This is a genomic window from Priestia sp. FW507-14D1A (assembly GCF_058781295.1).
In genome coordinates, this window is record NZ_JBYSWQ010000001.1 from 23,620 (window position 1) to 47,101 (window position 23,482).

At 39.1% G+C, this 23,482-nt stretch carries 33 protein-coding genes; 13 read left to right on the plus strand and 20 right to left on the minus strand.

Translation table 11 applies throughout. The annotated features are described in order from the left end of the window. Nucleotides 1–303: 303 nt before the first annotated feature. The 3 genes from AC3WJG_RS00135 to srtD all read left to right on the plus strand — a co-directional run bounded on the left by AC3WJG_RS00135 (nt 304) and on the right by srtD (nt 2,642). The gene (locus tag AC3WJG_RS00135) at nt 304–435 is read left to right on the plus strand and encodes a hypothetical protein (protein ID WP_013057845.1); all 132 of its coding nucleotides are present in this window, start codon (nt 304–306) and stop codon (nt 433–435) included. Nucleotides 436–778: 343 nt separating this feature from the next. Further along, a complete protein-coding gene (locus AC3WJG_RS00140; protein ID WP_337134128.1) occupies nt 779–1,915 on the plus strand; it encodes a processed acidic surface protein in 1,137 nt (378 codons plus the stop codon). Between the two features lies 1 nt (nt 1,916). Further along, nucleotides 1,917–2,642 (plus strand): class D sortase, LPxTATN-specific, encoded by a 726-nt coding sequence (gene srtD, locus AC3WJG_RS00145; protein WP_028409236.1) that lies wholly within the window; start codon nt 1,917–1,919, stop codon nt 2,640–2,642. Nucleotides 2,643–2,672: 30 nt separating this feature from the next. On the opposite strand, the gene AC3WJG_RS00150 is transcribed toward srtD, so the two are convergent. Continuing rightward, nucleotides 2,673–3,464 carry a sulfite exporter TauE/SafE family protein gene (locus AC3WJG_RS00150; protein WP_060746359.1) on the minus strand — a complete coding sequence of 264 codons (792 nt, stop codon included), beginning with the start codon at nt 3,462–3,464 and terminating at the stop codon, nt 2,673–2,675. Nucleotides 3,465–3,776: 312 nt separating this feature from the next. On the opposite strand from AC3WJG_RS00150, the gene AC3WJG_RS00155 reads away from it, so the two are divergent. Together AC3WJG_RS00155 and AC3WJG_RS00160 are read left to right on the plus strand one after the other, a co-directional pair. After that, complete coding sequence (locus tag AC3WJG_RS00155; RefSeq protein WP_025751097.1) at nt 3,777–4,346, plus strand: GNAT family N-acetyltransferase; 570 nt, start codon at nt 3,777–3,779, stop codon at nt 4,344–4,346. Nucleotides 4,347–4,526: 180 nt separating this feature from the next. Beyond that, nucleotides 4,527–4,742 (plus strand): hypothetical protein, encoded by a 216-nt coding sequence (locus tag AC3WJG_RS00160; protein WP_180232254.1) that lies wholly within the window; start codon nt 4,527–4,529, stop codon nt 4,740–4,742. On the opposite strand, the gene AC3WJG_RS00165 is transcribed toward AC3WJG_RS00160, so the two are convergent. Next, nucleotides 4,735–5,559, minus strand: coding sequence for a 5'-nucleotidase, lipoprotein e(P4) family (locus AC3WJG_RS00165; RefSeq protein WP_060746360.1), 825 nt, complete (start codon nt 5,557–5,559; stop codon nt 4,735–4,737). The two genes, AC3WJG_RS00160 and AC3WJG_RS00165, sit on opposite strands and share 8 nt — an antisense overlap. A 417-nt stretch (nt 5,560–5,976) precedes the next feature. Between AC3WJG_RS00165 and AC3WJG_RS00170 the strand changes: the two genes are divergently transcribed. Then, a complete protein-coding gene (locus AC3WJG_RS00170) occupies nt 5,977–6,609 on the plus strand; it encodes a YitT family protein (RefSeq protein ID WP_217598563.1) in 633 nt (210 codons plus the stop codon). 38 nt (nt 6,610–6,647) lie between these two features. Here the strand turns inward: AC3WJG_RS00170 and curA are convergent, their stop codons facing one another. Further along, on the minus strand, nt 6,648–7,646 hold the full coding sequence (gene curA / locus AC3WJG_RS00175) for an NADPH-dependent curcumin/dihydrocurcumin reductase (protein ID WP_337134129.1): 999 nt from the start codon (nt 7,644–7,646) through the stop codon (nt 6,648–6,650). 128 nt (nt 7,647–7,774) lie between these two features. Between curA and AC3WJG_RS00180 the strand changes: the two genes are divergently transcribed. Continuing rightward, on the plus strand, nt 7,775–8,002 hold the full coding sequence (locus tag AC3WJG_RS00180; RefSeq protein ID WP_013057853.1) for a hypothetical protein: 228 nt from the start codon (nt 7,775–7,777) through the stop codon (nt 8,000–8,002). An 88-nt stretch (nt 8,003–8,090) separates the two neighbouring features. On the opposite strand, the gene AC3WJG_RS00185 is transcribed toward AC3WJG_RS00180, so the two are convergent. Then, complete coding sequence (locus tag AC3WJG_RS00185) at nt 8,091–8,525, minus strand: hypothetical protein (protein WP_060746361.1); 435 nt, start codon at nt 8,523–8,525, stop codon at nt 8,091–8,093. A 251-nt stretch (nt 8,526–8,776) separates the two neighbouring features. Here AC3WJG_RS00185 and AC3WJG_RS00190 point away from each other — a divergent pair, with 251 nt between their 5' ends. Beyond that, nucleotides 8,777–9,235, plus strand: coding sequence for a GyrI-like domain-containing protein (locus AC3WJG_RS00190; protein WP_098334374.1), 459 nt, complete (start codon nt 8,777–8,779; stop codon nt 9,233–9,235). A gap of 27 nt (nt 9,236–9,262) precedes the next feature. Here the strand turns inward: AC3WJG_RS00190 and AC3WJG_RS00195 are convergent, their stop codons facing one another. Beyond that, nucleotides 9,263–9,736 carry a hypothetical protein gene (locus tag AC3WJG_RS00195; protein WP_013057856.1) on the minus strand — a complete coding sequence of 158 codons (474 nt, stop codon included), beginning with the start codon at nt 9,734–9,736 and terminating at the stop codon, nt 9,263–9,265. A gap of 98 nt (nt 9,737–9,834) precedes the next feature. Continuing rightward, on the minus strand, nt 9,835–9,960 hold the full coding sequence (locus tag AC3WJG_RS00200) for a hypothetical protein (RefSeq protein WP_013057857.1): 126 nt from the start codon (nt 9,958–9,960) through the stop codon (nt 9,835–9,837). Between the two features lie 301 nt (nt 9,961–10,261). Between AC3WJG_RS00200 and AC3WJG_RS00205 the strand changes: the two genes are divergently transcribed. Further along, on the plus strand, nt 10,262–11,146 hold the full coding sequence (locus AC3WJG_RS00205; RefSeq protein WP_098248075.1) for a YitT family protein: 885 nt from the start codon (nt 10,262–10,264) through the stop codon (nt 11,144–11,146). A gap of 38 nt (nt 11,147–11,184) precedes the next feature. Here AC3WJG_RS00205 and AC3WJG_RS00210 read toward each other — a convergent pair whose 3' ends face one another. The 9 genes from AC3WJG_RS00210 to AC3WJG_RS00250 all read right to left on the minus strand — a co-directional run bounded on the left by AC3WJG_RS00210 (nt 11,185) and on the right by AC3WJG_RS00250 (nt 16,645). After that, nucleotides 11,185–11,943 carry a cytochrome c oxidase assembly protein gene (locus tag AC3WJG_RS00210; RefSeq protein ID WP_337134130.1) on the minus strand — a complete coding sequence of 253 codons (759 nt, stop codon included), beginning with the start codon at nt 11,941–11,943 and terminating at the stop codon, nt 11,185–11,187. Next, a complete protein-coding gene (locus tag AC3WJG_RS00215) occupies nt 11,936–12,418 on the minus strand; it encodes a DUF2243 domain-containing protein (RefSeq protein WP_028409244.1) in 483 nt (160 codons plus the stop codon). Before AC3WJG_RS00215 ends, AC3WJG_RS00210 begins: the two co-directional genes overlap by 8 nt. Before the next feature lie 1,080 nt (nt 12,419–13,498). Then, complete coding sequence (locus tag AC3WJG_RS00220) at nt 13,499–13,909, minus strand: disulfide oxidoreductase (protein WP_098432216.1); 411 nt, start codon at nt 13,907–13,909, stop codon at nt 13,499–13,501. Then, nucleotides 13,909–14,616, minus strand: a complete 708-nt coding sequence (locus AC3WJG_RS00225; RefSeq protein WP_028409246.1) for a DsbA family protein — start codon at nt 14,614–14,616, stop codon at nt 13,909–13,911. Before AC3WJG_RS00225 ends, AC3WJG_RS00220 begins: the two co-directional genes overlap by 1 nt. 36 nt (nt 14,617–14,652) lie before the next feature. Continuing rightward, nucleotides 14,653–15,504 carry a M56 family metallopeptidase gene (locus AC3WJG_RS00230; RefSeq protein ID WP_098248071.1) on the minus strand — a complete coding sequence of 284 codons (852 nt, stop codon included), beginning with the start codon at nt 15,502–15,504 and terminating at the stop codon, nt 14,653–14,655. Between the two features lie 3 nt (nt 15,505–15,507). Beyond that, nucleotides 15,508–15,921 (minus strand): BlaI/MecI/CopY family transcriptional regulator, encoded by a 414-nt coding sequence (locus AC3WJG_RS00235; RefSeq protein WP_028409248.1) that lies wholly within the window; start codon nt 15,919–15,921, stop codon nt 15,508–15,510. Nucleotides 15,922–16,005: 84 nt separating this feature from the next. Further along, complete coding sequence (locus AC3WJG_RS00240; RefSeq protein ID WP_013083928.1) at nt 16,006–16,143, minus strand: YvrJ family protein; 138 nt, start codon at nt 16,141–16,143, stop codon at nt 16,006–16,008. A gap of 55 nt (nt 16,144–16,198) precedes the next feature. Then, nucleotides 16,199–16,411 carry a DUF2922 domain-containing protein gene (locus AC3WJG_RS00245; protein WP_028409249.1) on the minus strand — a complete coding sequence of 71 codons (213 nt, stop codon included), beginning with the start codon at nt 16,409–16,411 and terminating at the stop codon, nt 16,199–16,201. A gap of 15 nt (nt 16,412–16,426) precedes the next feature. Further along, nucleotides 16,427–16,645 (minus strand): DUF1659 domain-containing protein, encoded by a 219-nt coding sequence (locus AC3WJG_RS00250; protein ID WP_013057868.1) that lies wholly within the window; start codon nt 16,643–16,645, stop codon nt 16,427–16,429. A gap of 118 nt (nt 16,646–16,763) precedes the next feature. Here AC3WJG_RS00250 and AC3WJG_RS00255 point away from each other — a divergent pair, with 118 nt between their 5' ends. Then, a complete protein-coding gene (locus AC3WJG_RS00255; protein ID WP_013083930.1) occupies nt 16,764–17,207 on the plus strand; it encodes a hypothetical protein in 444 nt (147 codons plus the stop codon). A 38-nt stretch (nt 17,208–17,245) separates the two neighbouring features. Here AC3WJG_RS00255 and AC3WJG_RS00260 read toward each other — a convergent pair whose 3' ends face one another. Further along, nucleotides 17,246–17,392, minus strand: a complete 147-nt coding sequence (locus AC3WJG_RS00260; protein WP_165351766.1) for a hypothetical protein — start codon at nt 17,390–17,392, stop codon at nt 17,246–17,248. Between the two features lie 157 nt (nt 17,393–17,549). Further along, complete coding sequence (locus tag AC3WJG_RS00265) at nt 17,550–18,872, minus strand: AlbA family DNA-binding domain-containing protein (RefSeq protein WP_337134131.1); 1,323 nt, start codon at nt 18,870–18,872, stop codon at nt 17,550–17,552. 148 nt (nt 18,873–19,020) lie between these two features. Here AC3WJG_RS00265 and AC3WJG_RS00270 point away from each other — a divergent pair, with 148 nt between their 5' ends. Beyond that, nucleotides 19,021–19,575 carry an HAD-IIIA family hydrolase gene (locus tag AC3WJG_RS00270; protein ID WP_060746372.1) on the plus strand — a complete coding sequence of 185 codons (555 nt, stop codon included), beginning with the start codon at nt 19,021–19,023 and terminating at the stop codon, nt 19,573–19,575. On the opposite strand, the gene AC3WJG_RS00275 is transcribed toward AC3WJG_RS00270, so the two are convergent. Next, entirely contained in the window at nt 19,526–20,101 is a 576-nt protein-coding gene (locus AC3WJG_RS00275) for a poly-gamma-glutamate hydrolase family protein (protein ID WP_028409253.1), read from the minus strand. The genes AC3WJG_RS00270 and AC3WJG_RS00275 overlap by 50 nt on opposite strands. Nucleotides 20,102–20,328: 227 nt before the next feature. Here AC3WJG_RS00275 and AC3WJG_RS00280 point away from each other — a divergent pair, with 227 nt between their 5' ends. Both AC3WJG_RS00280 and AC3WJG_RS00285 read left to right on the plus strand, forming a co-directional pair. Next, nucleotides 20,329–20,862: a TetR/AcrR family transcriptional regulator gene (locus AC3WJG_RS00280; protein ID WP_034276194.1), complete on the plus strand. Its 534-nt coding sequence runs from the start codon at nt 20,329–20,331 to the stop codon at nt 20,860–20,862. After that, nucleotides 20,859–21,185: a DMT family transporter gene (locus AC3WJG_RS00285; RefSeq protein WP_013057875.1), complete on the plus strand. Its 327-nt coding sequence runs from the start codon at nt 20,859–20,861 to the stop codon at nt 21,183–21,185. Before AC3WJG_RS00280 ends, AC3WJG_RS00285 begins: the two co-directional genes overlap by 4 nt. 98 nt (nt 21,186–21,283) lie before the next feature. Here the strand turns inward: AC3WJG_RS00285 and AC3WJG_RS00290 are convergent, their stop codons facing one another. Continuing rightward, nucleotides 21,284–22,861, minus strand: coding sequence for a peptide chain release factor 3 (locus tag AC3WJG_RS00290; protein WP_060746373.1), 1,578 nt, complete (start codon nt 22,859–22,861; stop codon nt 21,284–21,286). Nucleotides 22,862–23,103: 242 nt separating this feature from the next. Beyond that, on the minus strand, nt 23,104–23,301 hold the full coding sequence (gene cspD, locus AC3WJG_RS00295) for a cold-shock protein CspD (RefSeq protein WP_013057877.1): 198 nt from the start codon (nt 23,299–23,301) through the stop codon (nt 23,104–23,106). Between the last annotated feature and the right edge of the window lie 181 nt (nt 23,302–23,482).

Genomic DNA, 23,482 nt, shown 5'->3' on the forward strand with positions numbered 1-23,482 from the left:
GATGAGATGTAAAAATTCGTTTTACTCTTTTCTATACGCACTACTAGTATAGCTTTTAAGCACAGTGAATCAAAATATAAAAGTCAGCGCGTTTTTTAGCCTGCGACAGGATTTACAAAACTTCAATTTAAAAACAGCACATTGAGATGTTATAAAAAAAGAGAATGGGGTACATGTACACTATCAATGTAACAAATTTTAAATCTTTGTGAATATTTGAGAATGTTTATTGTGTAACCGTCATCTTTTGATTATGATAATGATATGTTAGCTACTTGACTAAATATGGAGGATGAGGCAAATATGAATCAATCCCCGCATGAAAAGCGAAAAAAACGCAAACAGTTTGTAGAACGTTTAAGGCTAAAAGGAATCAAAATAGAGCTGACAAAACCGCGCTCTCACTTTTCTTCACTATCCTTACTAAAATCATAACTCGTAACCACCTTTTTCTAAAGCGGAACGGTATCGAATTTCAACTATCTATGCTAAGGCTTACATATCATTTCAAAAAGAACAGCTTCTAAGTGCTGTTCTTTTTTGATACTTTTTCATATTTCTGCCTCTGTTAAAAAAAATTATAAACCTTTTTCTTTATTTCCTCCTTTTTCTATCTAGGGCTTTCCACTCCCTTTCGTACGGTGTTCTCAAAATATATAGTTCTATAAATCCCTTAAATTACCACTATATTCAAGGTATATATAATATAAGTATATATTGTAAATTTATAACTCTTCCTATATAATCTTGTAGAAAACGTAAAAAAAGGAGAAAATTGATGAAAAAACTGGGGGCAATACTATTATCATTTCTGCTGTTTGTTGGCTTATTTCCAACGTCTTCATTCGCAGCAGCGTCAACATTTGACGCAGATTTCAACAAATATTTAAAATCGGTAAGCCAAACGCGAGGCTTTGAAGTAACCAAAGACGACGTTGAATATTCGCTTTCACTGTACGATGAAAGTCTTGAAAACTTCGATACAATCGCAGATTTAGAAGATTTTTTAGGTGAACCAATTGCAGCTGACTTACATAACGTGCAAGATGTGTATGCAGATTTTTACTTAGACAAAACAAGCTTAAATGCGCTATTAAAAGAGAACGGTCAAAGCTTAGACGACTATGTGTACCTAGATGATTTATACGAGGATGTTGGCTTCTATCTAGAGGGCGACGACTGGTATGAAGATGATGAGTCATATGACGAAGAAGACGCTTCTTACGATGATGAATTATTAAGCGAAGAAGATTTAAGCGGCTTACTATCGTTTATGCAGTCTGAATTAGGCTTAACTTCAGAAGAATTAAATCGAATTGAAGCACATTTTACATCGTTAGAAGATGAGCTTTCAAACGAAGCAACGCTTAACCGCTTAGATCAATTAGGCGAGCGCTTAGCGGCATTCGAAGATTTTGATACAGCAACAGAATTATCTGCTGATCAAATCGCTGAATTAATGTCTATTTATAAAGAAATGCTATCAATCTTCCATTTAGACGCTAAGTTTTCACTTGTACAAGGCGGAAATGAAAGACCGCTTTCTCTTACTGATTTAATCAACTTAGAAGAATTAAAAAATGCAAGTCTAAAAATTTCTCTTTATACAACAGACGGTAAATTTTTAGCAGACATGGTGATCACAGGCGATATGTTTAATTCTGATATCATCACAGACACAGGAAAAGAAGTGGAAAAATCTGCTGAAGCTGCAGCAAAACCAGCTCAAGCGCAAAAACCAGCAGTAGAAAAGAAACAAGAACCTGTAAAGAAACAAACGAATGGCGCTGTACAAAAAACCGTTAAAGGCGGAAAACTTCCGGAAACGGCTTCTAATTATGTAACAAATACATTAATTGGATTAGTGCTTGTAGCCGCTGGCTTTGTTCTTTTCCGCAAAGTGAGACGTGCATAAAATGGAACCAAGAAAAACAAGAAGAACAATCAATCGCAAAAAGCGGTTGATTGTTCTTTCCCTTTTAGCCGCCGTCATTTGCTTTGGTCTTTGGTTTACGACCACAAACGCCTATAAATTTGCAAGAGGCTATTTGGCATTTAAAACAATGGATACAGAAGAACCAGCCGCAGCTTCAGTTTCTAAAAGCAAGGATTCTTCAACAGCAGACTCTTCTGCTGAAGCTTCTTCTGTTGAAGCTAAAAAAACGGTACACTCTCGTACTGCTAGCCCGGAAAAAAAGCCGAAAGTGTCAAATGTGTCTTACCCGAAACAGCCGAAAATCGGTGATTTAATGGGAGAATTATATATCCCTAAATTAAACGCTAAGCTGCCGATTTATCACGGTACGAACGAAGATGAATTAGAAAAAGGCGTGGGTCATTTTGCAGGAAGTGTGCTGCCTGGTCAAAACGACAATTCTGTTCTATCAGGACATCGCGATACGGTTTTTCGTAAGCTTGGCGACGTGGGTGAAGGCGATTCGCTCGTGGTGAACACGGCAGCAGGCACCTTCACATACAAAGTGAACAAAGTACGAATCGTTGATGCGGATGACCGGACTGTTATTGTGCCGAAGCCTAGAGCCACTTTAACCGTCAGCACCTGTTATCCGTTTAATTACGTTGGTTCAGCACCTGAACGCTATATTTTAGTCGCTCACCTTGTGTCATCAACAACAAAATAAAAAAAGCTGTCCTTAAAAAGGCAGCTTTTTTTAATGAATAGATTTCATTAGTAAATCAAACCATATTTTCAGCGAAGTCGCCGTAATAACGATCGCTAAGATAACTTGCAGTGACGCTACCTTCGTCTTTTGCCCGACAAAAGCGCCGATTGGAGCTGCTAGTAAGCTTGCTCCAATAATCATAAGCGCCGGAAGCAAAAGGACTTGATGCGTCATTACTTTACCAAATGTTGTTCCCATAGACGAAATAAACGTCACGGCTAATGAGCTTGCAATCGTTACGCGCACAGGAATTTTTAACACGGTAATCATAATAGGAACAAGTAAAAATGCGCCCCCTGCTCCAACAATCCCCCCGCAAATTCCAACTAAAAACGCCAGAGCTGCTGCCAAAGGTTTTGAAAACGTCACTTCGAATGAATCGGCCGCTGGATTATTTTTTTTGGGCATAAACATTAATCCTGCAGCAATTGTTGCCATCACGCCGTAAATGAAATTGATCATTCCTTCTGAAAACGAGTTTGATAGCGTTGAACCAATGAGACTGCCAACTAAGACGCTGATACCCATATATAAAATTAACGGTTTATTCAAATAGCCGCCCTTTTTGTAAGCAAGAGCTCCTGAAACAGACGCAAACAGCGACTGCACGGCTCCTATACCAGCTACTTCGTGCGCGCTGAACGTTCCCACTCCTACAAGAGGCGGAACAAATAGCAGCAGCGGATACAAAACAACTGATCCTCCAATTCCAAGCATACCTGCTAAAAATGACCCGAAAAACCCGAGTGCAAATACCGTTATTAATAGTTGTACATCCATGTTTTTACCACCTGCTTTTATCAATCCAATATCATGTTTGTTAGAAAGTATGTATACTTACAACGCCTTATCTCTTCTTCCATTGTATCACTGTATATGCTTCTTTTCTGTAAAAATATTGATAAAAGTGCTTTCAATTATTAATTTTTTTAATCATTAAAATCCTATCGACTTTATGCGTTATTTACTTTTAGCCTAAACTTCCTCGTTCTCCCTTCTGTTACTTGTGGTAGAATAAAGAAAAACTAGATGTTAGAACTGCCTACACGTTACGCTTATCTCAGCAGGCCCATCATCACAGGAGGCTTTCGTATGTTTGAATACAAAATTGATGACGAAGTTAGTTTGCATTTGATTGAATCAACTGACGCTTTCCCCTTGCTTTCTCTTATTAACGAGTCAAGACCTTACCTAAAAGAATGGCTCCCATGGGTAGATAGCATGCAAAGTATTGCTGACTATGATGAACTCATCCCTGAATGGAGAGCTCAATATTATAATAACCAAGGATTCCAGGCCATCATTCGGTACTACGGAGAAATCGCCGGGATGATTGGTTTTCACGGAATTAATTGGGGAAACAAAAGTACAAGTCTCGGCTATTGGATTGGACATGATTTTCAAGGAAAAGGTATTATGACAAGAGCCGTACACGGATGCCTGAACTATGCATTTAATACGCTAAACCTTCACCGAGTCGAAATACGCTGCGGCGTTAATAACGAAAAAAGTAAAGCCATCCCTGCGCGCCTAGGTTTTACAGAAGAAGGCATTTGCAGAGAAGGTGAATACCTATATGATCACTACCATGACCTTGTGATTTATGGCATGTTGAAACACGAGTGGAAGCAAGCTCCTTATGCTCCTTGGCTTCTTTCTTAAAAGGCAGGATCATTTGGACAAGCTATCGTTTAAATAGGGTATAGTAAAAAGATTAAAAGAAGCTGGGACAACAATATGTGAGTTGAAGAGAAATCCAAACGAGGTTGATTCTTAATGAAGAATCAACCTCGTTCGGATTTTTTATTGTGATGGTGAACATAGGTTTCATTCTACCAGCTGTTGATTGGAGGGCGAGACGAAGACTCCTGCGGGAAAAGCGGAATAGATGAGACCCCGCAGGAGAAAAGCGACGAGGAGGCTCATCGGCCGCCCGCGGAAAGCGAAGTCTTGTACGGAAATCAACAGCGGTGTAACAAGCGGTTCAGCTCATGTATCCAATTTGTTCGCCTTTTGATTGGAGCGATTTCGTTATGTTTCAACCTATTTTTCAATTGAAATACTGAAGCTGTTCGCGGCGAAGCTTATCTTTTTGTTTGTCCGAAATTGAGTAGTCGTAGTTATAAATAGCTCCTTCCCAATCTCCATACATTGGATTTGGAAATACGATTAGCTTTTGGCCAAACGCTTCTTTTTGCTCCTCTACAAGCTTATTTCGATCAGTAATGGACTTTTTATCAAAGCCGCTAAAATCAGATAAGTTATCACCAAACAGCAGAACTACATTATGATTTGTCGCTACTTTTTGACGGCGCGTTTCTTTTCCTTCATCTTTTGGACCCGTTAATAGCACATGGTCTTTGGTTGCTTGAGGAATATGTAAATTCTTTAAGTTTTTAATTGTTGCCTCAAGCTGAGAAGTTGTACGGCCTGAAATATAGTAAATATCTACGCCTTTTTGCTCCGCATACGTCAAGAAATCAACAGCACCTGGTACTGCTTTCGCTTTTGCTGCTTGCACCCACTCATCCCACTTATAAGGAAATCCTTTGCCGCTTTTGATTGCTGATGCTTGAAATGGACTATTATCAAGCACAGTCTCATCTAAATCCAAAATAATGGCAGGCTTTTTATCGGTACTTTTTGCAAGCGCCTCATCTAAACGCAGCTTGCCCGTATTGTAACCTTGGTAATACAAAGCTTTCATTTCGCCGGATGTTTGATACCAAGCGTCCGCCATGATTTGCTGATCAGCTAGGTGTTGAGTGGGTTCTTTTTTCTCAGCAGACACTTCTTTTTCCTGCTGAGGGGCACATGCCGTCAGTGAAAAAGCAAGTACAGCCACCCCTGTCAACGCTGATAATTTCTTATTCATTTCGCATCCACTTCCATCTCTACATATTTTCATTCTAATAATGTTATATATTACCTTAAATGCACAAAAAATCAATATAAAGACGAATAATATTTTAAGTGTAAAGTTAAATAGTTCGTTTTAACTAATGTTTTCTCCCTTTTTTTAACCATTATCCAAATATTTGTTTATACATTTTCCAAAATCCGTTTTTCTCATTCTTTCTTTTTAATCTTTTTTTAGAAACATATCGATTTATCATTAATTTGCCCCAAAACAACTTAATAAATCTGAATTATCTAACTTTTTATCTTGTGTTAGATTCTCTCACAAAAGTGCTTTTTTTTGAAAAGATATATAGTAAAATAGATTTTGTGAATTAAAAGACGGTGTTTTCTATCGAAAGTATTGTATAAATATACAAAAGGGGATGGAGATATGAATCACGTAAAACAATGGGGATGGATTACCTTTGGCTGCTTATGCGTTGCCATCGGAATTCAATTTTTAACCGCTTCTAACCTCGTTATTGGCGGAACGGCAGGACTTGGCATCGTGCTGCAGCATTTAACCGGTATTTCATTTGGGGTATTGTTCTTTATTATCAATCTACCGTTTTATTTTATGGCTCTTACACAAATTGGACTGCAGTTTACGATAAAAAGCTTCATCAGCGTTAGCCTGATGTCAGTGATGTCCGATTTATTAGCTGCCAACTTTTCATTTGCGCTTCCGCATCCGCTTGTAGCCGCGGTTTTGGGCGGCATTATTGTCGGCATTGGACTAATCTTTTTGTTTCGCCACGGCTCTTCTCTTGGCGGCATCAACATGCTATGCGTGTTTCTTGATAAACGCTTTGGCGTCAATCCAGGTAAAACAATGCTTTTGACAGATGTGTTGATTGTAGGCTCTGCAACTGTGGTATTCGGCGTAGTTCAGGTTCTTTATTCGTTAATCGGTATCTTCATCATGACAGGACTGCTTGGACGCTATCACAAACGCTCGCCAATCGAACGAACTGGTGAACATATGGAAGAAGAAGCGAAACAACAAACGGCTTCAACCATGTAAAAAAACCGTGCGGGAATGATCCCGCACGGTTTTTACGCTTATTCTGCTACTTTTACAAGTTGTTTTCCTAAGTTTGCTCCTTCAAATAAACCAAGGAACGCTTCAGGTACATTTTCAAAACCTTCTACAACGTTTTCGCTGTACTTGATTTTCCCTTGCTGCACCCATTCGCCTAACTGCTTAATGCCTTCAGGGAATTTGTCTGCATAGTCGGCTACGATAAAGCCTTTCATTAACGCACTGTTAATTAATAAAGGTGTTTGAACACGTGGCCCAACGTCTTGTTTTTCTAAGTTATACAGTGAAATTTGGCCGCAAAGCGGAATGCGCGCAAATTTATTTAATAAGCTAACGACTGCATCTGAAATCTCTCCACCGACGTTTTCAAAGTAAACATCAACGCCATTAGGACACGCTTCTTTCAACGCTTCTTTTACATTTCCTTTTTTATAATTAATTACTTCATCAAATCCGAGCTCATCTTTTAAATAAGCAATTTTATCTTCAGAACCTGCGATGCCGACAACACGTGCGCCTTTAATTTTAGCGATTTGACCAACAACAGATCCAACAGCACCTGCTGCACCGGAAACGACTACTGTTTCGTCTTCTTTTGGCTGACCAATTTCAAGCAGTCCAAAGTAAGCTGTGAGACCAGGCATACCAAGAACCCCGATAGCCGTTGTAATTGGCGCTAGCTCTGGATCAACTTTCTGTAAGTTTTTTGCTTCTGCAGCTGAATAGCGTTTCCAAGGAAGCATACCCGTCACGATATCGCCTTCTTTAAAGCGATCTGATTTTGATTCCGTTACGCGTGCTACAATGCCGCCTGCAAGCGGTGCGTTTAGCTCAAATGGAGGAACATATGATTTTGTATCGTTCATGCGTCCTCTCATATACGGATCAACAGAAAGATACAGTGTTTGAACAAGTACCTCGCCTTCTTTTGCTGTAGGCATTTCAATTTTTTCGTATTTAAATGTATCTTTTGTTGGCATTCCTTTTGGGCGTTCTGCTAATAAAATTTGTTCATTCATCGATATCGCTCCTTTTTATTTCTCTGCTTTTTGTAAAATGTGCTAAACTTACCTTTGTTATTTTAAATTATATATTGTGCACAACGCAAAAAATATGATTGTGCAATAACACCGAAGGAGAAAAAGACATGGAGCTAATTCGCTGTAAAGAAAATGTTGTTAAAAAACTAAACGAGTTTGTTGAAGTAACTCCCCCCGTTATTTTGTTTAAAAAAGGCAATATGTATCCGATTAAAATGGATATCAACTATAATTGGATTGCCACGGATGAACAAGGTCATGAGCATATTGTCGCTTCAAACACAAAGAATGTGCAGGACGACTACTGGTTTAGCTACCATTTTGACTTATATTAAGGAGTTTCCCGGATTTACTCTTCATAAACGTTATATAAATAAAGTGTTGCATCAGTAAAAAAACAGCGCCAGAATTATGGCGCTGTTTTTATGTAGTAATCGCAATTGCACGGGTAGTCGTTTGAACGGTCACCCCAGTTGAAGACCGGATAAAAAATTCCATTCTGATTGAGTACGTGTACGTACCAATTGATGTTACTGTATCTACCCACGTAAAAGAAAGAGCGTTTTGCTGAGTAAATGATAGTGTTAAAACGGCTGCAGCTCCCTGCTGTAAATTCTGTGAAAACAAAAGCTGAGAATTTCTATATACTTTAAGTGTTACCCCGTATTGATAACTAGTTAATCCAAGAGGAATGTTTGCTTCAATTGTAGCAAACCCATCTATTTTCATCTTCTGATTGTTTTTTTTCGTCTCAGCATTTACAGTTAAAATGCTTGTTTCAGAGCCGTAAGTCAACGACTGTACGCTTTGAGACTGCGATGAAAATATATTCAGCTGGCTTTGAATCACGTCTCCCATTACTTTCCCTCCTCTTAGTTATATAAATTATAGGGTAATAAAGTATATACTTACCTTTAAATTTACATGACTAGGAGTTCAAAGACCTCCATCAACCAGCTTACTTAAACTATTCCTTAATTCACAAAAGCTGTCTCCTGTAATGTTCCATTTTCTGCATCGATATCTACTTAAGATTATGTTACAATCACGGTAAAGTAATTTATGATTGATAGAATAAAAGCTAGAGCTTGAAAAATTCGAGGTGGATTATGCAAGGTAAAGTTGTATATAAAGAAGGATTTTCAGTGATAGGCATAGCAAAAAACGGAGAGTATCAAAAAGAGAATCTTTTGAAGCAAATACTTAAAGAAAAAGAAATGATTAGCTCTTCAAAAGAACCTCATATGATTACAGGCATTTGCATGGCTCCGAAAAAAGAAAATTATTTTTATATTGCAGGGACAGAAGTGGCTGATACGGCTTGTATTCCAAATGGTATGAGCGTTCATACGTTTCCTTCGTTTACATACCTGCAGTTTAAACACAGAGGTCCCATTACATCGCTCGGGTCGACGTACAACAGCATCTGGAATGAATGGCTGCCGAACTCTCCTTACAGCATGATTGAAGGTCCTGCTCTTGAAATTGTAAATACAGCTATACACAACAATTTATATAGTGATACATATGAAATGGATATTTATATTCCCATAAAGCTGGGACAATAAAAAAGGTGAACTTATGTTCACCTTTTCCTATTTTTGCAGCTGTTTATATAAATGATAAAGAGTAAAAACGCACTCTGGATGACGCTCTTTATGGTTAAAAAAGCCGTGGGGAAACATGAGTGAAAGATTCCCTTTTTCAATTCCGGTCACATACTTGTTTTCCATAAGCGGATATTCTTTCACAACCCAGCGCGCTTCGTCAATAGTAGACGTAACCACCTCACCAAAGTATACGCCCATACACTCTTCGAATTCTTCTTTTGTCATCGAAAAATAGTCAAAACAATTGCTGTCTTCTAGATCATAGTAAAGAAGCTCTAATATTTTCAAACTTTCATCTGTAAAATCAACGGTGAATTCATCTACCGCTTTGCTTATTTCATGAATGTGATTCATGCACTGTTCGCGCACTTGATGATAGTAATAGCTAGCTTCAAACTGATGTTCACACGTCACTAACGATTCTCCGTATGATGCTGTTAAATCATGATGCTTGCTCATGCTGACACCTCCACGCTAAACTTATGGAGCAAGTATAACATTAACCAAGCTACTAGTGAGCATCTTCCATCAACAACCTATCCGTGGCAATATTAGGTTCACTTTTTGCTCATTATTCTGCCGTACACAAATCCTCCGCTGACAAGAAGAATACCGCTAATTAATACGCTGCTTAAAAAGGTTTGCGAATGCATCAAGTGATTATACATCATCCACACGCTCATTTCGTCATCTCCTTTTGGCTTTTTTAACTAGTATCCCCGATTTTCTTGGCGCACATGCCGGCATTTTCACTGTTTTTTCATCAAGTTTCTATATAGTTAAAGCCGTGAAGCCAACTATCTTTTTTCATCGTTTTACTCCTTAAAAAGCCTGCTTATGACTCTGAAGCAGGCTTTTTTTATATGGTGAAACAAGTAATTAAGCCGTCTATCCCCACTAATTGTGCATAGTAAGGTATAATTAAAGATAGTTTCACTTTTCTAAAGTGAGAAATACATAGGAGACATCAAAGGAGACATGCAAATGACAGAACTCGAAAAAGCGAAAATTCAGCACCGAAAGCTGTCCAAGGGACAGGTATTTGGAAGGGCCATCGCTATTGCGATCGGTGCCCTGCTCATGGCCACAGGACTTGAGATTTTCCTTGTTCCAAACCACGTTGTTGACGGAGGAATTACCGGTATTTCCATCATGCTTTCGCATATTACCGGGGTAAATCTAGGAATCTTTCTTTTTGTACTAAATCTTCCGTTTGTATTTATCGGGTACAAGCAAATGGGGAAAACATTTGCCATTTCCACTATTTTTGGCATACTGGTTGTATCCATCTTAACTTCTATGTTTCATAAAGTCCCCGCGTTTACCGCAGACGTTCTTCTTGCTACCGTTTTTGGAGGGATTATTCTTGGAATTGGAATTGGACTCGTAATTCGCTACGGCGGAGCGCTTGACGGCACGGAGATACTTGCCATTTTAATCAGTAAAAAAATTCCGTTTTCTGTAGGAGAAATTGTGATGTTTTTCAACTTCTTCATTTTAGGAGCAGCGGGATTTGTGTTCACGTGGGACCGCGCCATGTATTCCATCCTTGCTTACATCATTGCAGCTAAAGCCATTGATACGGTTGTAGAAGGATTGGAAGAATCAAAATCAGCTTGGATTATTAGTGATCATTCTGATGACATCGGCGATGCGATTAATGCGCGTCTAGGTCGAGGCGTTACCTATTTGCACGGTGAAGGTGCTTATACGGGCGATGATAAAAAAGTGATTTTCTGCATCATTACGCGCCTTGAAGAATCAAAGCTAAAAACCATTGTTGAAGATTTTGACCCTACTGCCTTTTTAGCCGTTGCAGATATTACCGAAGTCCGCGGAGGACGCTTTAAAAAACGAAACATTCACTAAAAAAACGCGCAGAAAGCACCATGCTTTCTGCGCGTTTTTTATATAAGAGATACTTTTTGAACCCGCTTAAACCATTCATAACAAAGAAGCACAATTAAACATAAGTCGATTAAATCGTCTCCGTAATACATCAGCATAGCCCCTTGCTGCGCCCCTTCCGCCGAGACGTGCATAGGCGGGTGAGCGTACACATATTTTGATAAAATACCGTGAGCGGCAAGAGCAACAACCAATACGGACGCTCGGTGCGTAAAAGTTTTTTGATGCGGCGAAGGATCGATTGAAATCATCGATACGGTGAATAAATAGCCGGCTAAAAACACGTGAATATGTACAGCGACATGCACGAAAAAAGAGTGATGCATCATGCCATACAGACTTGTTGTATAAAGAATCCAAAGTCCTCCTACGTTAAGAACAGAAGCTGTCACTGGACTGCTGATGAACCGAACAAACCGTCCTTTTAAAAGTTTTGACACTTTTCTGGCTGCATGAACCGGAAGCGTGCGAAGCAGCAGCGTAAGAGGTGCTCCTAACGCCATTAAAAGCGGAGCTAGCATACCTAAAAGCAAATGCCCCGTCATATGCGCAGTAAAGTCCATATGAGCACGGGCTGCGAGCGGTCCGGCTACAGAAAATATGGCGCATAAAATACCAAGTGTCCAGCTGGACGTCCTATATAATGACCATTTTCTATACGTTGCATTCGAAGAAGCTACAGCCCACATGTATAAAAAAAAGGCAGCGACAAAAGGCAGGGCTAATAAAAGCTGAGACAATACTTCATATTTAATCATGATGTGCACCTTGTTTACGTGTAAACCATGTTAACATGATGCCAATAAGCAGCATCAAACATGCAAGTACATTCCACGTAATGTCGTAAGGTGCGATCTTCACTCCGTACCGGATTTGATGAAGTCCCATAAGCTTGTGCTGCACGGTCCCGTCATAAAGCTGAAACGCCCCGGCTCCAAGCAATACTCCTCCTATCCACCTTTTCACCCACCAGCCGCCTCGGCGCCTTAGATCTGCCACCATAAAAAGTGATGCAATTGTAGCGAACCAGCTGAATGCATGAAACAAACCGTCCGACACTAAACCAGCGGCCGTTGTGGATTTATCATAAAAATGATGCCAATGAAGCAGCTGATGAAACACTGCTTCATCAATAAAAGCAACTAACCCTACGCCAAACAAAAAGCCTGACCAGCTATTTCGAGTGCGATGAACCACGCGCTGATTTGCAGTTGCTTCGTGTTTCTTTTCCATATATATACCTCCCTGGCAGCTCTTTAAGTTTATATCGATTCTAATGAACGTATACCCTATTAAAGAGAAATGAATCTATAATATGGAAAAATAGGAGCTATATCCTAATATCGTTTTCACTATCTTTTCACCATAAAGGTATAGGATAGTACTTGCGAAGCCAATTAGCATATTTTTTTCATAGTTTTACTCCCTTTCTAATGACCTGTTTCCCCAAAGCAGGTCTTTTTTTATATCCCGTTTCTCTTTTCACCATTTTTTCACCATGAAGGTATAGGATAGTACTTGCGAAGCCAATTAGCATATTTTTTTCATAGTTTTACTCCTTTTGAAGATCTGCTTCCCCAGAGCAGGTCTTTTTTTATATCCCGTTTCTCTTTTCATCATTTTTTCACCATAAAGGTATAGGATAGTATTTGCGAAGCCAATTAGCATATTTTTTTCATAGTTTTACTCCCTTTCTGAAGACCTGTTTCCCCAAAGCAGGTCTTTTTTATATCCCGTTTCTCTTTTCACCATTTTTTCACCATAAAGGTATAGGATAGTACTTGCGAAGCCAATTAGCATATTTTTTTCATAGTTTTACTCCTTTGTGAAGACCTGCTTCCCCAGAGCAGGTCTTTTTTTGTTTGATGTTTCTTTTCACTGTTTTTTCACTATTGGGCGGTAAGATAGTATGTGTAAAGCCAATTAGCATATTTTTTATAGTTTTACTCCCTTTCTAGTGACCTGTTTCCCAAAAGCAGGTCTTTTTTTATTTTTTCTAAAAGCTTCCATCTTTTCACCGTTTTTTCACTTTTCTTTTGTATACTAAGTTTGTCAAAGCAATTTCATCATTTTTCATAAATGACCCCTATTTATTCCCCGCTTTTTGTGAGCGGGGCTTTTTTTATAAGAAAAACATATTTTTCTCCTTGTTTTTCAAAAAAGCTTTTCTCTTTTCACCGTTTTTTCACTTTTCTTTTATATACTGTTCTTGTCAAAACAATTTCATCATTTTTCATAGATGTACCCTATTTGCACCCGCTTCTTGTAAGCGGGCCTTTTTTTGTTTTCACACAAAAAAGCTTAACCCGGAGGTTAAGCTTTTTTCGTCTGCTTGCGAAGAACAAGCATCATAATCGTAATGATGGTAAACGCGATAAACGCTAAAAAAGGAATGGTGATAAACCCAAGCCAGTTAATATATTGACCTGAGCAAGGAACACCGCTTGTACACGTTTCAAATGCTTTAAGAGCCGGTATCTTCTGCAGGCAATAATGATAGCCTGAAAGCGTCATACCAATCACAGAAAACGGCAGAACGTATTTGTAGATGAACGTATCATTCCGGTACACGGCTACACCTAGCACAATCGCGAGCGGATACATTAAAATTCGCTGATACCAGCAAAGTTCACACGGGATAAAGTGAAGAACTTCACTAAACGTCAAGCTTCCAAGCATCGCGATAAGCGCTGTAATCCACCCGAAAACCAAAGACTTGTTCATTATTTGTTCTCCTTAGCCGCATCTTTGACCATTTGATCAAAGTCATCGATTGTTTTTCCTTCAAATTTTTTGCCGCCTACATAAATCGTTGGTGTACCCGTAATGCCTAAATCATTGGCTGTCTTCATATCTTGATCAAACGCATTTTTTCCTTTTCCGTCTTTAAAAGCACTCGCTACTTTTTTCGCATCGGCATCGCTAGATACTTCTTTCAGCGTATCTTCTAAGTAAGATTCCGTTAAGACATCTTTCTTTTCATCCGCTGCGTTTTGCTTTTTATAAAGAAGTTCATGGAATTTCCAAAATGTATCGTTCCCAAGCTCTTTGTATACCGTCTCGGCAAACTCTGCTGCACGAGAGGAGTCGTTGTTGATAAACGCATAGTTCATAAAGTAGAATTTCACTTTACCTGTATCCACATAATCTTTTTGAATCAGCGGGAAAAAAGATTCCGTGAAGTTTTTACAAGCCGGGCATTTGTAATCTCCAAACTCTACCACTTCTACCGGAGCTGACTCTTTTCCAAGATACGGCTGATTATCATATGTAAGAGCGGCCTTTTCATCTCCTCCGCCCTTTGACATATTCGAAAGGACGATTAATCCTAAAATACAGACCGCAATAATTCCAATCACCCAAAAAATCCACTTGCTTGAGGACGTTTGCTGATTGGGCGTTACTTTTTTCTTTTTCTTTGCTTTTGACACAATCTCATCTCCTTCTTTTCTTTCTCTCTTACAAACTTACAAAGCTGTTAGAGCTGTAAAAATTAGCGCGCACAAAATAAAAAACACGTATAGCGACGTCAGCGTTAAAATAACAGGAGGCTGCATCGGCATTTTCGTTTCCGGATTTAAAATATATTGAATGCGATAATTAACCGACGTATCAGCAAACGATACGTGCGCACACGAAAGACTTGTCTGTCCCGTTTTAAGCATTTTTAAAAGGGCGCTGCCGATGTGAGCAGATGTGCCATTTTTCACAATGGCATCTTGATCAGCCAGCACTTCACGCATGACTTTGAAACGTTTATGGCTCCATTTAATAAACGGAATATACCATAATGCAGAAGCAAGCGTGCTGAGTAAAAATGTTTTGAGCGGATCTTTGTTTGCAACGTGTGACTGCTCATGGTAAACAACAGCTTCTAGTTCATTTTCATCAAGCACTGAGAGCAATCCGGTAGACAGAACGATGTGCGGTGTAAACAACCCCATTGTTAATGCAATAGGCTGATCTGTTGTTAAAACTGTTACATTCTTTCCGTACGCTTTTTGCAGGCGAGCCGTTGTTGTTTCATTTCGCAGCTTCGTAATCATTTTACGGACTTTCCGCATTTGAATCACTTGCTTTACAGCTTTAATGAACAGTACAAACATCGTATGAAAAATAACCGCATTCAGCATGTATTCAATAAAAAACAAGCCGAAAAAGTGGGCTACTTTGTTACAAAGTAAAATTAAGTTAAACGATAAATTCCATCCAAACAGCAAATGCAGCACATACATGCCCATTTGCATAAGCAACGTCACGGCAATAAAAAAGCACAGGTTAAAAATAAGCTTAGAACGCTTTAGTATTCCTTGATTCATTGATTATTCATCCTTTTTTAACTGTTTGACTTTTGATTCGAGCATGCTTAACAGTGAATCATCGACCTCTTCTAACGCATCAAGCATATGAGTAACAGCAAGCGAGCCAAATTCGTCGATCAATTCGTGCGTTAACTCTTTCGACTGAGCGTCGATAAATTCCTCTTTAGAAAGAATCGGCTGATACATCGACGTACGTCCTTTTAAACGCTTTTGCAACACGCCTTTTTCCACCAATCGATTCATAACGGTCATAACGGTGTTGAAGTTCACTGCTTTTTCTTTCTCAAGCACGTGCTGCACATCTTTAATGGACATTTCACTTCCGTCCCATAAAGCCGTCATAATTTTTGCTTCCAGCGGGCCAAAAAAGCGATTAAGGCCGGTTTCATTAAATTTGAATTTTTCAATTTTCATATTTGACACCTCACACTACTAATTGTAGTGTGAGGTGTTAAATCCGTCAACTTTTCCATGACAACTGCCTTACAATTGTCATAATCACTTTTTTACTTCGTCGGTTAAATGCTGAATGGATAGCACAACTGTATCGAGCTTGGCTTCAATTCGGTGAAGTAAATAAAGCGTCACCACAACGGGAAAACCAACGTCTGAGATAAGCGTAAACCACTCTGTCATCTTCCTCTCTCCTTTTAAAAAAGCCCTTCGCACCGAAGTGGAAGGACTTTCATTTTTAAATCGTAAATTCGGTTACATTTCGCTCGACAATTTGGGCGCCTTTTCTGCCAACGAGCGCTCCGCCGCTTGAAGTAAAGACATCGCTTGCGATCAGCGCGTTCATTGCTGCTGCAATGGCTGCTGCGTCTAACGTATCTTTTGGTGATTCAATCGATAGACTTACTGCTTTTTGTGACTCATTTAAAAACTGCATCGTTAAAGTTTTCATACTCTACCTCTTTTCTTATTTTAAAAGTGAAAACGTGACAACTTCGTTGATTTCAACAAGCGGCAGCGACTGCAGGCTGGCAATGGTTTCGCTTGCTGTAATGAGTGCATCTGCAGAACTTCCAGGCTGAATGTTCATATAGGATTTGGTCTTTAAATCGGGTTTTCCATCCTCTTTTATTCCTTGTTCTAATACTAAGCGAAGCTGGCTTGAATGCTGAATTTTTTCTGCCATCTTTTATTCCCCCTTTCACTTTATATATAGAAATGGAAATAGGAAAGAGGGATGATGGAAACATAAAAATTTTTGGTTTATAATGGGAGATAGTCTGAGTTAGAAAGAGGCTTTGGTAATGAGAAAGTGGAGCTTTTTATTTTTTGTTCTAGCATTCATGCATCCAGCTTCAGCACTTGCTGACGACGGTGCAGATGAAAAAAAGCTTGGTCCGTTTTACTACACGGTTTCTCATGATTATAGTCGAGAAAAATGGGATGTAGGGGTGTTAAATCAGCAAGACAAAACGAACATTCCTGAGACTGATTTGAACGATGAAACGCTAAAATTGTTTCAGCGTACGGTTGATGATTTAGCAGACCTCGCGATTCGATTTGCTGCTATGAGCGTACTGCTTGTATGTTCACTCGTTGTTTTTACGTACTTTCGCATTCAAAGAAAACGCCCTTTTCTCCGCTTGTTTTTTGTTTTTTCAAGCGTTGGCTTTCTATTTTGCGTCTATACATCATTGGAGTTATTTAAAAAAACTGAACAAGCAAAATCTTTATTTTACTTACTATGACTTGAAACCCAAAAAAACCAGCCGATCGGCTGGTTTTTTCATGCATTTCTTACGGTTATGTAGTTCTGTTCATACGTCATTTCTTCCGTTTGCTTTTGCTGCTCCAGATGGTAATAAGCAGCGCATACTCCTCCTAACCCAGCCAGTGCTAGGACAATTAGAAGTATGGATGTCGCTTTTTTCATTGCCTTTTCTCCCCTTATGTTTAACCCTACCTAGCAACGGCATCCGTAAAAAAGAGTCCCCTTTCTCTTCTTTACTTGCTCATTACTTACGAAAGATATTATCATACTTTTTTTTACTTTTGTCATTTTTTTAGTTATTGTCAAAAAATTGTATATTTTATCCTTGATTTAACGAGTGTTTAAGGAAGTCAATGGACTGGTTTTTTGAAAGGCCAAACGCTGTCACGATATAATCAACGTAGGCAAGAAGCTCCAAATTCCCTCCTAATTTTGTCGTTTTAAATGATCGATTAAATCGGTATTGCTTTTTATCTGAAAAGACGAGCCCTTCTCCTTCCAGAAATGTTTGAAATTGCTCATGCGGAAAGTAAAGCACATCGTTTCGAACGTTCTCTAAGTCAATGACAATAATCATGTCTTCCAGTTCTGCTTTTAATTCCATCATACAATCGATGTAGCCGCCGATGCAGCTGATTAAAGATGTGAGAAAAAAGGGTCCGTTTATATATTGAAACTGCTCAAAAATCGTCTCATCGATGTAGCTTGAAATACTTGACTTTAATACGTCATGAATTTGTTTTGATTCTTCCATGTACGGAATAGGAATATGAAACTTAGCTGATCCGTTATAAAACTGCTCCCACGCAATTGTTTTATCATACGCATCAATCACATCTGTGCTTCGAAAAATGATGGATTCCGCTGAATAAGAGGCTTTAACAAACGGTGTATGCAGCATCACCGTACTTTCCTCGTCCAAACAATAGTGTTTGGGTTCGCTAGACTTGCTTAAAATATATTGCTTTAACCGTTCTTCTTCCATTTGTTCAACTAAATGCAAATCATATAGTGGCAGCACGTACATATTACACATCCCGTAATGAATATAGCTTTTCCCGTGCATCTGCCATTTTCTGTTATAGATAGACAGTTCTTTTGTGCAAAAGTCCTCTATTCGCTGCGTTTGATCCTCGGATTTTTGATAGAGTCGATCTAAATGATAGCGGTCATCGATTTCCGTAACAGGAGATGTGCCGCTTCCAATTCTTCTGTAAATTTTCCCGTAAGACATGTACGGAGGGTTCGGACCTTCAGGAATCCAAATAACAAAAACACCTTGCCCGGGGTGATCTTCAGGTGATAAAAAACGCGTAACGATACGAGGAATGGGATTGGTGACATCTTTAAGCATATTATTAATAAACAGCTCATATTCCTTGCGCTCGAGCAGGTTAATGGAATGGTCGTCTTCATCTACGCCAAAAATAAGCCACCCTCCTTTTTCATTGGCAAACGAAGCGATGATATTTGGGATTTTCCGTTTGACCGTTGAGCTTACTTCGCGCTTGAACTCAAGCTGATAGCCTTCTTCTAAATGTTTTTCCATCATGCGCTGCACATCTGAAAACTCAATTTCTCCAATTGTTTTTTTCTTTCCTTCTTCGCTTATAAATGGTGAATAAAACGATTCTTCGTTCACTTGTCTTCCCCTCCTCACCATTTCTATTTAACTTATCCATATGATGAGAAGTAAAAAGACAGTCATATTTCTTTGATTTTTTTCAAAAAACAAAGTTTTTACCAAATTAATCCTGTTTTATATTATGATAGAAAAAGAGGTGAAGAATATGATTGAAGCAATATTTTTAGACCGAGACGGAACCATTGGCGGCAGTAATGAAATACAATATCCAGGTGATTTTCAGCTGTTCCCCCAAGCAAAGCAAGCGATTATCGACATAAAGAAACAAAACATTCCGCTGTTTTCCTTTACCAATCAGCCCGATATTGCAAAAGGAAAGGTAAAGAAATCACAGTTTTTCTCTGAACTTTTATCTTTTGGATTTGATGATGTTTACCTTTGTCCTCATGAAGATTCGGACAATTGTTCATGCCGCAAACCAAGGCCAGGCATGCTGTTAAAAGCAGCCGAGGAGCACAGCTTGAATTTGGCTAACTGCATCGTGATTGGCGACCGGTGGAAAGATCTCGTAGCGGCCCATGCAGCAGGGGCACAATGTATTTTAGTGTTAACAGGAGCTGGGCACGACACATTACATGCACGGGAAAAATGGGCTGACGTACAAGCAGCCTTTATTGCAGCTAATATACAGGAAGCTGTTGAATTTATCTTTACATCACTGAGTTCACAGCTGATACTACCGCATTCACATACTCGTTAAACAGCTGATTATTCTGTAATAATTGTTCATACTGCGGAGTGGTGATTTCAAGCTGCAGTCCTTTATGCCGCTGATTGCCGTTGGCGATATTTCGAGGTGAAACGCCTTTTAAATGCACGGGCGTTTCACTAATCGGAAAACCTGAGAGCGCATGACGCACCGCTTTTTCTAACTCTTCGTCTCTTCCTCCGATATAAGTCGTGCAGACATCGCTATAGGCACCGTGAAGAGAAATCGTGACTTCTGATTTTTTAACAAGATGACGCGCCATTTCTTCATCGTAGTTTGCAGACGTAACATGCAATTCAAACGGATTTTCTGTTTTCAGCGTTTTAAATACGTACACGGTTGCATTCAACTTTTCTGCTATTTTTTCCGCTACTTCTTCTGTCCCAATTTCCATCGTTCCTCCATGAATCGCAAGCACGACAATTTCCCTCCGGCGAATGACACATTCTATTTCGTAATCGATTCCGGCTCGTTCACACTGAGATAATTCTTGAAAACTTTGATACACATCCCTCATCTGTTTCTTCACACCTTTCTTTTATCTTCATATACCCAGGCTTTATTTTTCCTTTTTCTTCATATAGTAAAGGGATTAACCCTTTGTTTACTCATTTATTTTTGTTTTTATACTTTATATTTTAGTGTGCACAAAAATTTTTTTTGAAATTCGAAATAAAAGTATTGCCAAACAAACCGTCCAGACGGTAAAGTATTCTAGGGAAAATCAAAAAGGAGGAAATTCATGTGTCTACATTTGATGATATATTGCTTGCAGCTACGCAGGTTGTACAGCGTGACGGCGTTGGAAATTTGACGCTTGAAAAAGTAGCAAAAGAAGCCGGCGTCAGTAAAGGCGGTTTGTTGTATCACTTCTCTTCAAAAGATGAATTGATTAAGCAAATGTTGTATTCAGTCACAAAGAAATATGATGACGGACTAAACGTACAAGTTGAACATGACGATTCTCCTGGCAAATGGAGCCGGGCTTATCTCGCTGAGACGCTTCATGACCTTCAGCGTGAACAAGTGATGAGCGCGGGGTTACTTGCAGGTATTGCAACCAATCCTGAACTCCTGCAGCATTTTCAAAAGCAATACGAAAAGTGGCAGCAGCACATTGAACAAGACGACATTGATCCAGTCCTTGCTACCATTGTGCGCTTAGCAGCTGACGGATTATGGTTCAGTCAAATGTTTGGGCTCGCACCCGTGGATCCAGACATGCAAAAACAGATTCAACAACAACTTCGGAAATTAACAGAGGAGGGTTTTCGATGAAAGCCTATTTATTTTTAGCGATTGCTATTAGTTCAGAGTTATTTGGTACATCTATGTTAAAAGCATCAAACGGATTTACAAAATTTTGGCCTAGTCTTGGTGTTTTATTAGGGTTTGGTCTTGCTTTCTATGCGCTTTCCACATCGCTTCAACACATTCCACTCAGCGTTGCGTATGCCATTTGGTCTGGTGTAGGAACTGCTGTAACAGCTGTGATTGGCGTAGTCATTTGGAAAGAAAGCGGCAGTCTCACGATGGTATTTGGCATCGTATTAATCATTGCAGGAGTCATTCTTTTAAATTTAAAATCAGTGGCTCACTAAAAAAAGAGCCAGTAAATACTGACTCTTAAGCAAAGGAGGAAAATCGACTGTCTACTTATGAAAGTAGTATGTATCGTTTTCCTTTTTTTTATACTCTTTTATAGATTAAACGGATCTAGGAATTTAACAGATGGATATTTGTCCTGGAACAAACGCCATACAAAATCGTTTTCAAACATAAGAACGGCATGTTTATCACGATCTTCTACTAGCATCACGCGAGAATCTAGCATGCGATCTTCAATTGTTGATTTGTCTACCCATTTTGCAATGTTATGAGACATGCGCGTGAATTCAAGATCGACGTTGTACTCACCTTTCATACGGTGTTCAAACACTTGGAACTGAAGTTCACCGACTGCTCCTAAAATATAATCTCCAAAGAACGGCGTACGGTAAAGCTGTACGGCTCCTTCTTGTACAAGCTGATTAATTCCTTTTTCAAAGTGCTTAGATTTCATTGCATTTTTCGCACGAACTTTTACAAACAGTTCAGGCGGGAACTTTGGAAGAGCATCAAATTCGAATACTTTTCCCTCTCCTACAATGGTATCGCCAATTTGATACGTGCCTGAATCATACAAGCCAATGATATCCCCTGGATACGCTATGTCTACTGTTTCACGGCTTGATGCCAAGAACTGATGAGACTGCGCTAGCTTCATTTTACGGTTCGTTCTTGCTAACGTCACGTTCATTCCACGCTCGAATTTCCCTGAACATACGCGTACGAACGCAATGCGGTCGCGGTGAGCCGGGTTCATGTTCGCTTGAATTTTAAAGATGAAACCTGAGAAGTTTTCATCCGTAGGCTGAACGGTGCCATTCGTTGATTCACGAGGCTGCGGCGGTGATGTTAATTGTAAAAATGAATTAAAGAAAGACTGTACACCAAAGTTTGCAATCGCACTCCCGAAGAAAACAGGTGTTAACAGGCCTTGCTTTACTTTTTCAATTGAAAAATCATTACCTGCTTCGTCTAATAGAGATAAATCATCCACTAAGCCTGGTAAATACATTTCATCGACGTGTTTTTTAATTTCATCGTCGATATTTTCACCGTCAAAGTCTGCAAAATATGACTCTTTGTTTCCTTGGTATACTTCAATTTGTTTTGAAAAACGGTCATACGTTCCTTGGAATCGTTTCCCCATGCCAATTGGCCACGTTACAGGGTATGATTCAATACCGAGTACATCTTCAATTTCTTCAAGCAGCTCAAGCGGCTCTTTTCCTTCACGGTCTAATTTATTAATAAATGTTAGAATAGGAATACCACGCATACGACAAACTTTAAAAAGTTTAAGCGTTTGTGCTTCAATCCCTTTTGTTCCGTCAATAACCATGACCGCACTGTCTACAGCCGTTAAGGTACGATACGTATCCTCACTGAAGTCTTCGTGTCCTGGTGTATCCAAGATGTTAATAAAGTGATCTTTATACTCAAACTGCATAACACTTGATGTAACCGAAATTCCACGTTGTTTTTCGATTTCCATCCAGTCAGATGTAGCAAACTTACCTGATTTTTTTCCTTTAACCGTTCCGGCTGAACGAATCATTCCGCCCAGTAACAGCATTTTTTCTGTTAACGTTGTTTTCCCGGCATCCGGGTGAGAAATAATGGCGAATGTACGACGTGAATCGACCATCGTTTCTTGAAGTTGGTTGTTCATACGTTTTAAAATCCTTTCTGCTCTACAATTCCTATTTTCATCATTTCATTATACGCTTTTTTTATACTGCGTGACTAGTTTTTTTCATATTTGAATACTTCTACAAAATCAAAGAAATCGTCAACAAGGTGTAAAGAGCGAACAAGAAAAGACCCCTTTTATAAAAGGGGCCTTCTCCCAGTTTAGTTTAACGAACGACCAGAGAAACGTTCTGCTGATCGGCTTAAACTTTATAAAAAAAATTACTTTTGAACGTTAGCAGCTTGTGGTCCACGGTTGCCTTCAACGATTTCAAATGTAACTTCTTGACCTTCTTCTAAAGTTTTGAAACCTTCGCCTTGGATAGCAGAGAAATGAACGAATACATCGTCTTGTCCTTCTACTTCGATGAAACCGAAACCTTTTTCAGCGTTGAACCATTTTACTTTACCTTGTAACATATCTCTTTTCCTCCTTGTGTGACAATCCACACATTGTGTATTACTCTATTCCTGCTCTTACAATAAGTCAAGACGAACACTTCGAACTATCCTTACCGAACAAAAATAAGCACCTTTATTGTAACAAATCCTCCAAAAAATTTCAAAGGAATTTGCACATTCTTTTTGTTTGGTTTTATCC

What these genes read in the sequence shown, in the direction of transcription:
- AC3WJG_RS00285 (WP_013057875.1), top strand. Translation starts at nt 20,859, where the DNA reads ATGAAAGCCTATTTATTTTTAGCGATTGCTATTAGTTCAGAGTTATTT.
- AC3WJG_RS00215 (WP_028409244.1), bottom strand. Translation starts at nt 12,418, where the DNA reads ATGGAAAAGAAACACGAAGCAACTGCAAATCAGCGCGTGGTTCATCGC.
- AC3WJG_RS00190 (WP_098334374.1), top strand. Translation starts at nt 8,777, where the DNA reads ATGCAAGGTAAAGTTGTATATAAAGAAGGATTTTCAGTGATAGGCATA.
- AC3WJG_RS00275 (WP_028409253.1), bottom strand. Translation starts at nt 20,101, where the DNA reads ATGAGGGATGTGTATCAAAGTTTTCAAGAATTATCTCAGTGTGAACGA.
- AC3WJG_RS00150 (WP_060746359.1), bottom strand. Translation starts at nt 3,464, where the DNA reads ATGGATGTACAACTATTAATAACGGTATTTGCACTCGGGTTTTTCGGG.
- AC3WJG_RS00290 (WP_060746373.1), bottom strand. Translation starts at nt 22,861, where the DNA reads ATGAACAACCAACTTCAAGAAACGATGGTCGATTCACGTCGTACATTC.
- AC3WJG_RS00205 (WP_098248075.1), top strand. Translation starts at nt 10,262, where the DNA reads ATGACAGAACTCGAAAAAGCGAAAATTCAGCACCGAAAGCTGTCCAAG.
- AC3WJG_RS00180 (WP_013057853.1), top strand. Translation starts at nt 7,775, where the DNA reads ATGGAGCTAATTCGCTGTAAAGAAAATGTTGTTAAAAAACTAAACGAG.
- AC3WJG_RS00185 (WP_060746361.1), bottom strand. Translation starts at nt 8,525, where the DNA reads ATGGGAGACGTGATTCAAAGCCAGCTGAATATATTTTCATCGCAGTCT.
- AC3WJG_RS00170 (WP_217598563.1), top strand. Translation starts at nt 5,977, where the DNA reads ATGAATCACGTAAAACAATGGGGATGGATTACCTTTGGCTGCTTATGC.
- AC3WJG_RS00260 (WP_165351766.1), bottom strand. Translation starts at nt 17,392, where the DNA reads ATGAAAAAAGCGACATCCATACTTCTAATTGTCCTAGCACTGGCTGGG.
- curA (WP_337134129.1), bottom strand. Translation starts at nt 7,646, where the DNA reads ATGAATGAACAAATTTTATTAGCAGAACGCCCAAAAGGAATGCCAACA.
- AC3WJG_RS00155 (WP_025751097.1), top strand. Translation starts at nt 3,777, where the DNA reads ATGTTTGAATACAAAATTGATGACGAAGTTAGTTTGCATTTGATTGAA.
- AC3WJG_RS00255 (WP_013083930.1), top strand. Translation starts at nt 16,764, where the DNA reads ATGAGAAAGTGGAGCTTTTTATTTTTTGTTCTAGCATTCATGCATCCA.
- AC3WJG_RS00235 (WP_028409248.1), bottom strand. Translation starts at nt 15,921, where the DNA reads ATGAAAATTGAAAAATTCAAATTTAATGAAACCGGCCTTAATCGCTTT.
- AC3WJG_RS00210 (WP_337134130.1), bottom strand. Translation starts at nt 11,943, where the DNA reads ATGATTAAATATGAAGTATTGTCTCAGCTTTTATTAGCCCTGCCTTTT.
- AC3WJG_RS00250 (WP_013057868.1), bottom strand. Translation starts at nt 16,645, where the DNA reads ATGGCAGAAAAAATTCAGCATTCAAGCCAGCTTCGCTTAGTATTAGAA.
- AC3WJG_RS00200 (WP_013057857.1), bottom strand. Translation starts at nt 9,960, where the DNA reads ATGAGCGTGTGGATGATGTATAATCACTTGATGCATTCGCAAACCTTT.
- AC3WJG_RS00270 (WP_060746372.1), top strand. Translation starts at nt 19,021, where the DNA reads ATGATTGAAGCAATATTTTTAGACCGAGACGGAACCATTGGCGGCAGT.
- srtD (WP_028409236.1), top strand. Translation starts at nt 1,917, where the DNA reads ATGGAACCAAGAAAAACAAGAAGAACAATCAATCGCAAAAAGCGGTTG.
- AC3WJG_RS00230 (WP_098248071.1), bottom strand. Translation starts at nt 15,504, where the DNA reads ATGAATCAAGGAATACTAAAGCGTTCTAAGCTTATTTTTAACCTGTGC.
- AC3WJG_RS00220 (WP_098432216.1), bottom strand. Translation starts at nt 13,909, where the DNA reads ATGAACAAGTCTTTGGTTTTCGGGTGGATTACAGCGCTTATCGCGATG.
- AC3WJG_RS00140 (WP_337134128.1), top strand. Translation starts at nt 779, where the DNA reads ATGAAAAAACTGGGGGCAATACTATTATCATTTCTGCTGTTTGTTGGC.
- AC3WJG_RS00165 (WP_060746360.1), bottom strand. Translation starts at nt 5,559, where the DNA reads ATGAATAAGAAATTATCAGCGTTGACAGGGGTGGCTGTACTTGCTTTT.
- AC3WJG_RS00240 (WP_013083928.1), bottom strand. Translation starts at nt 16,143, where the DNA reads ATGACAGAGTGGTTTACGCTTATCTCAGACGTTGGTTTTCCCGTTGTG.
- cspD (WP_013057877.1), bottom strand. Translation starts at nt 23,301, where the DNA reads ATGTTACAAGGTAAAGTAAAATGGTTCAACGCTGAAAAAGGTTTCGGT.
- AC3WJG_RS00245 (WP_028409249.1), bottom strand. Translation starts at nt 16,411, where the DNA reads ATGAAAACTTTAACGATGCAGTTTTTAAATGAGTCACAAAAAGCAGTA.
- AC3WJG_RS00195 (WP_013057856.1), bottom strand. Translation starts at nt 9,736, where the DNA reads ATGAGCAAGCATCATGATTTAACAGCATCATACGGAGAATCGTTAGTG.
- AC3WJG_RS00135 (WP_013057845.1), top strand. Translation starts at nt 304, where the DNA reads ATGAATCAATCCCCGCATGAAAAGCGAAAAAAACGCAAACAGTTTGTA.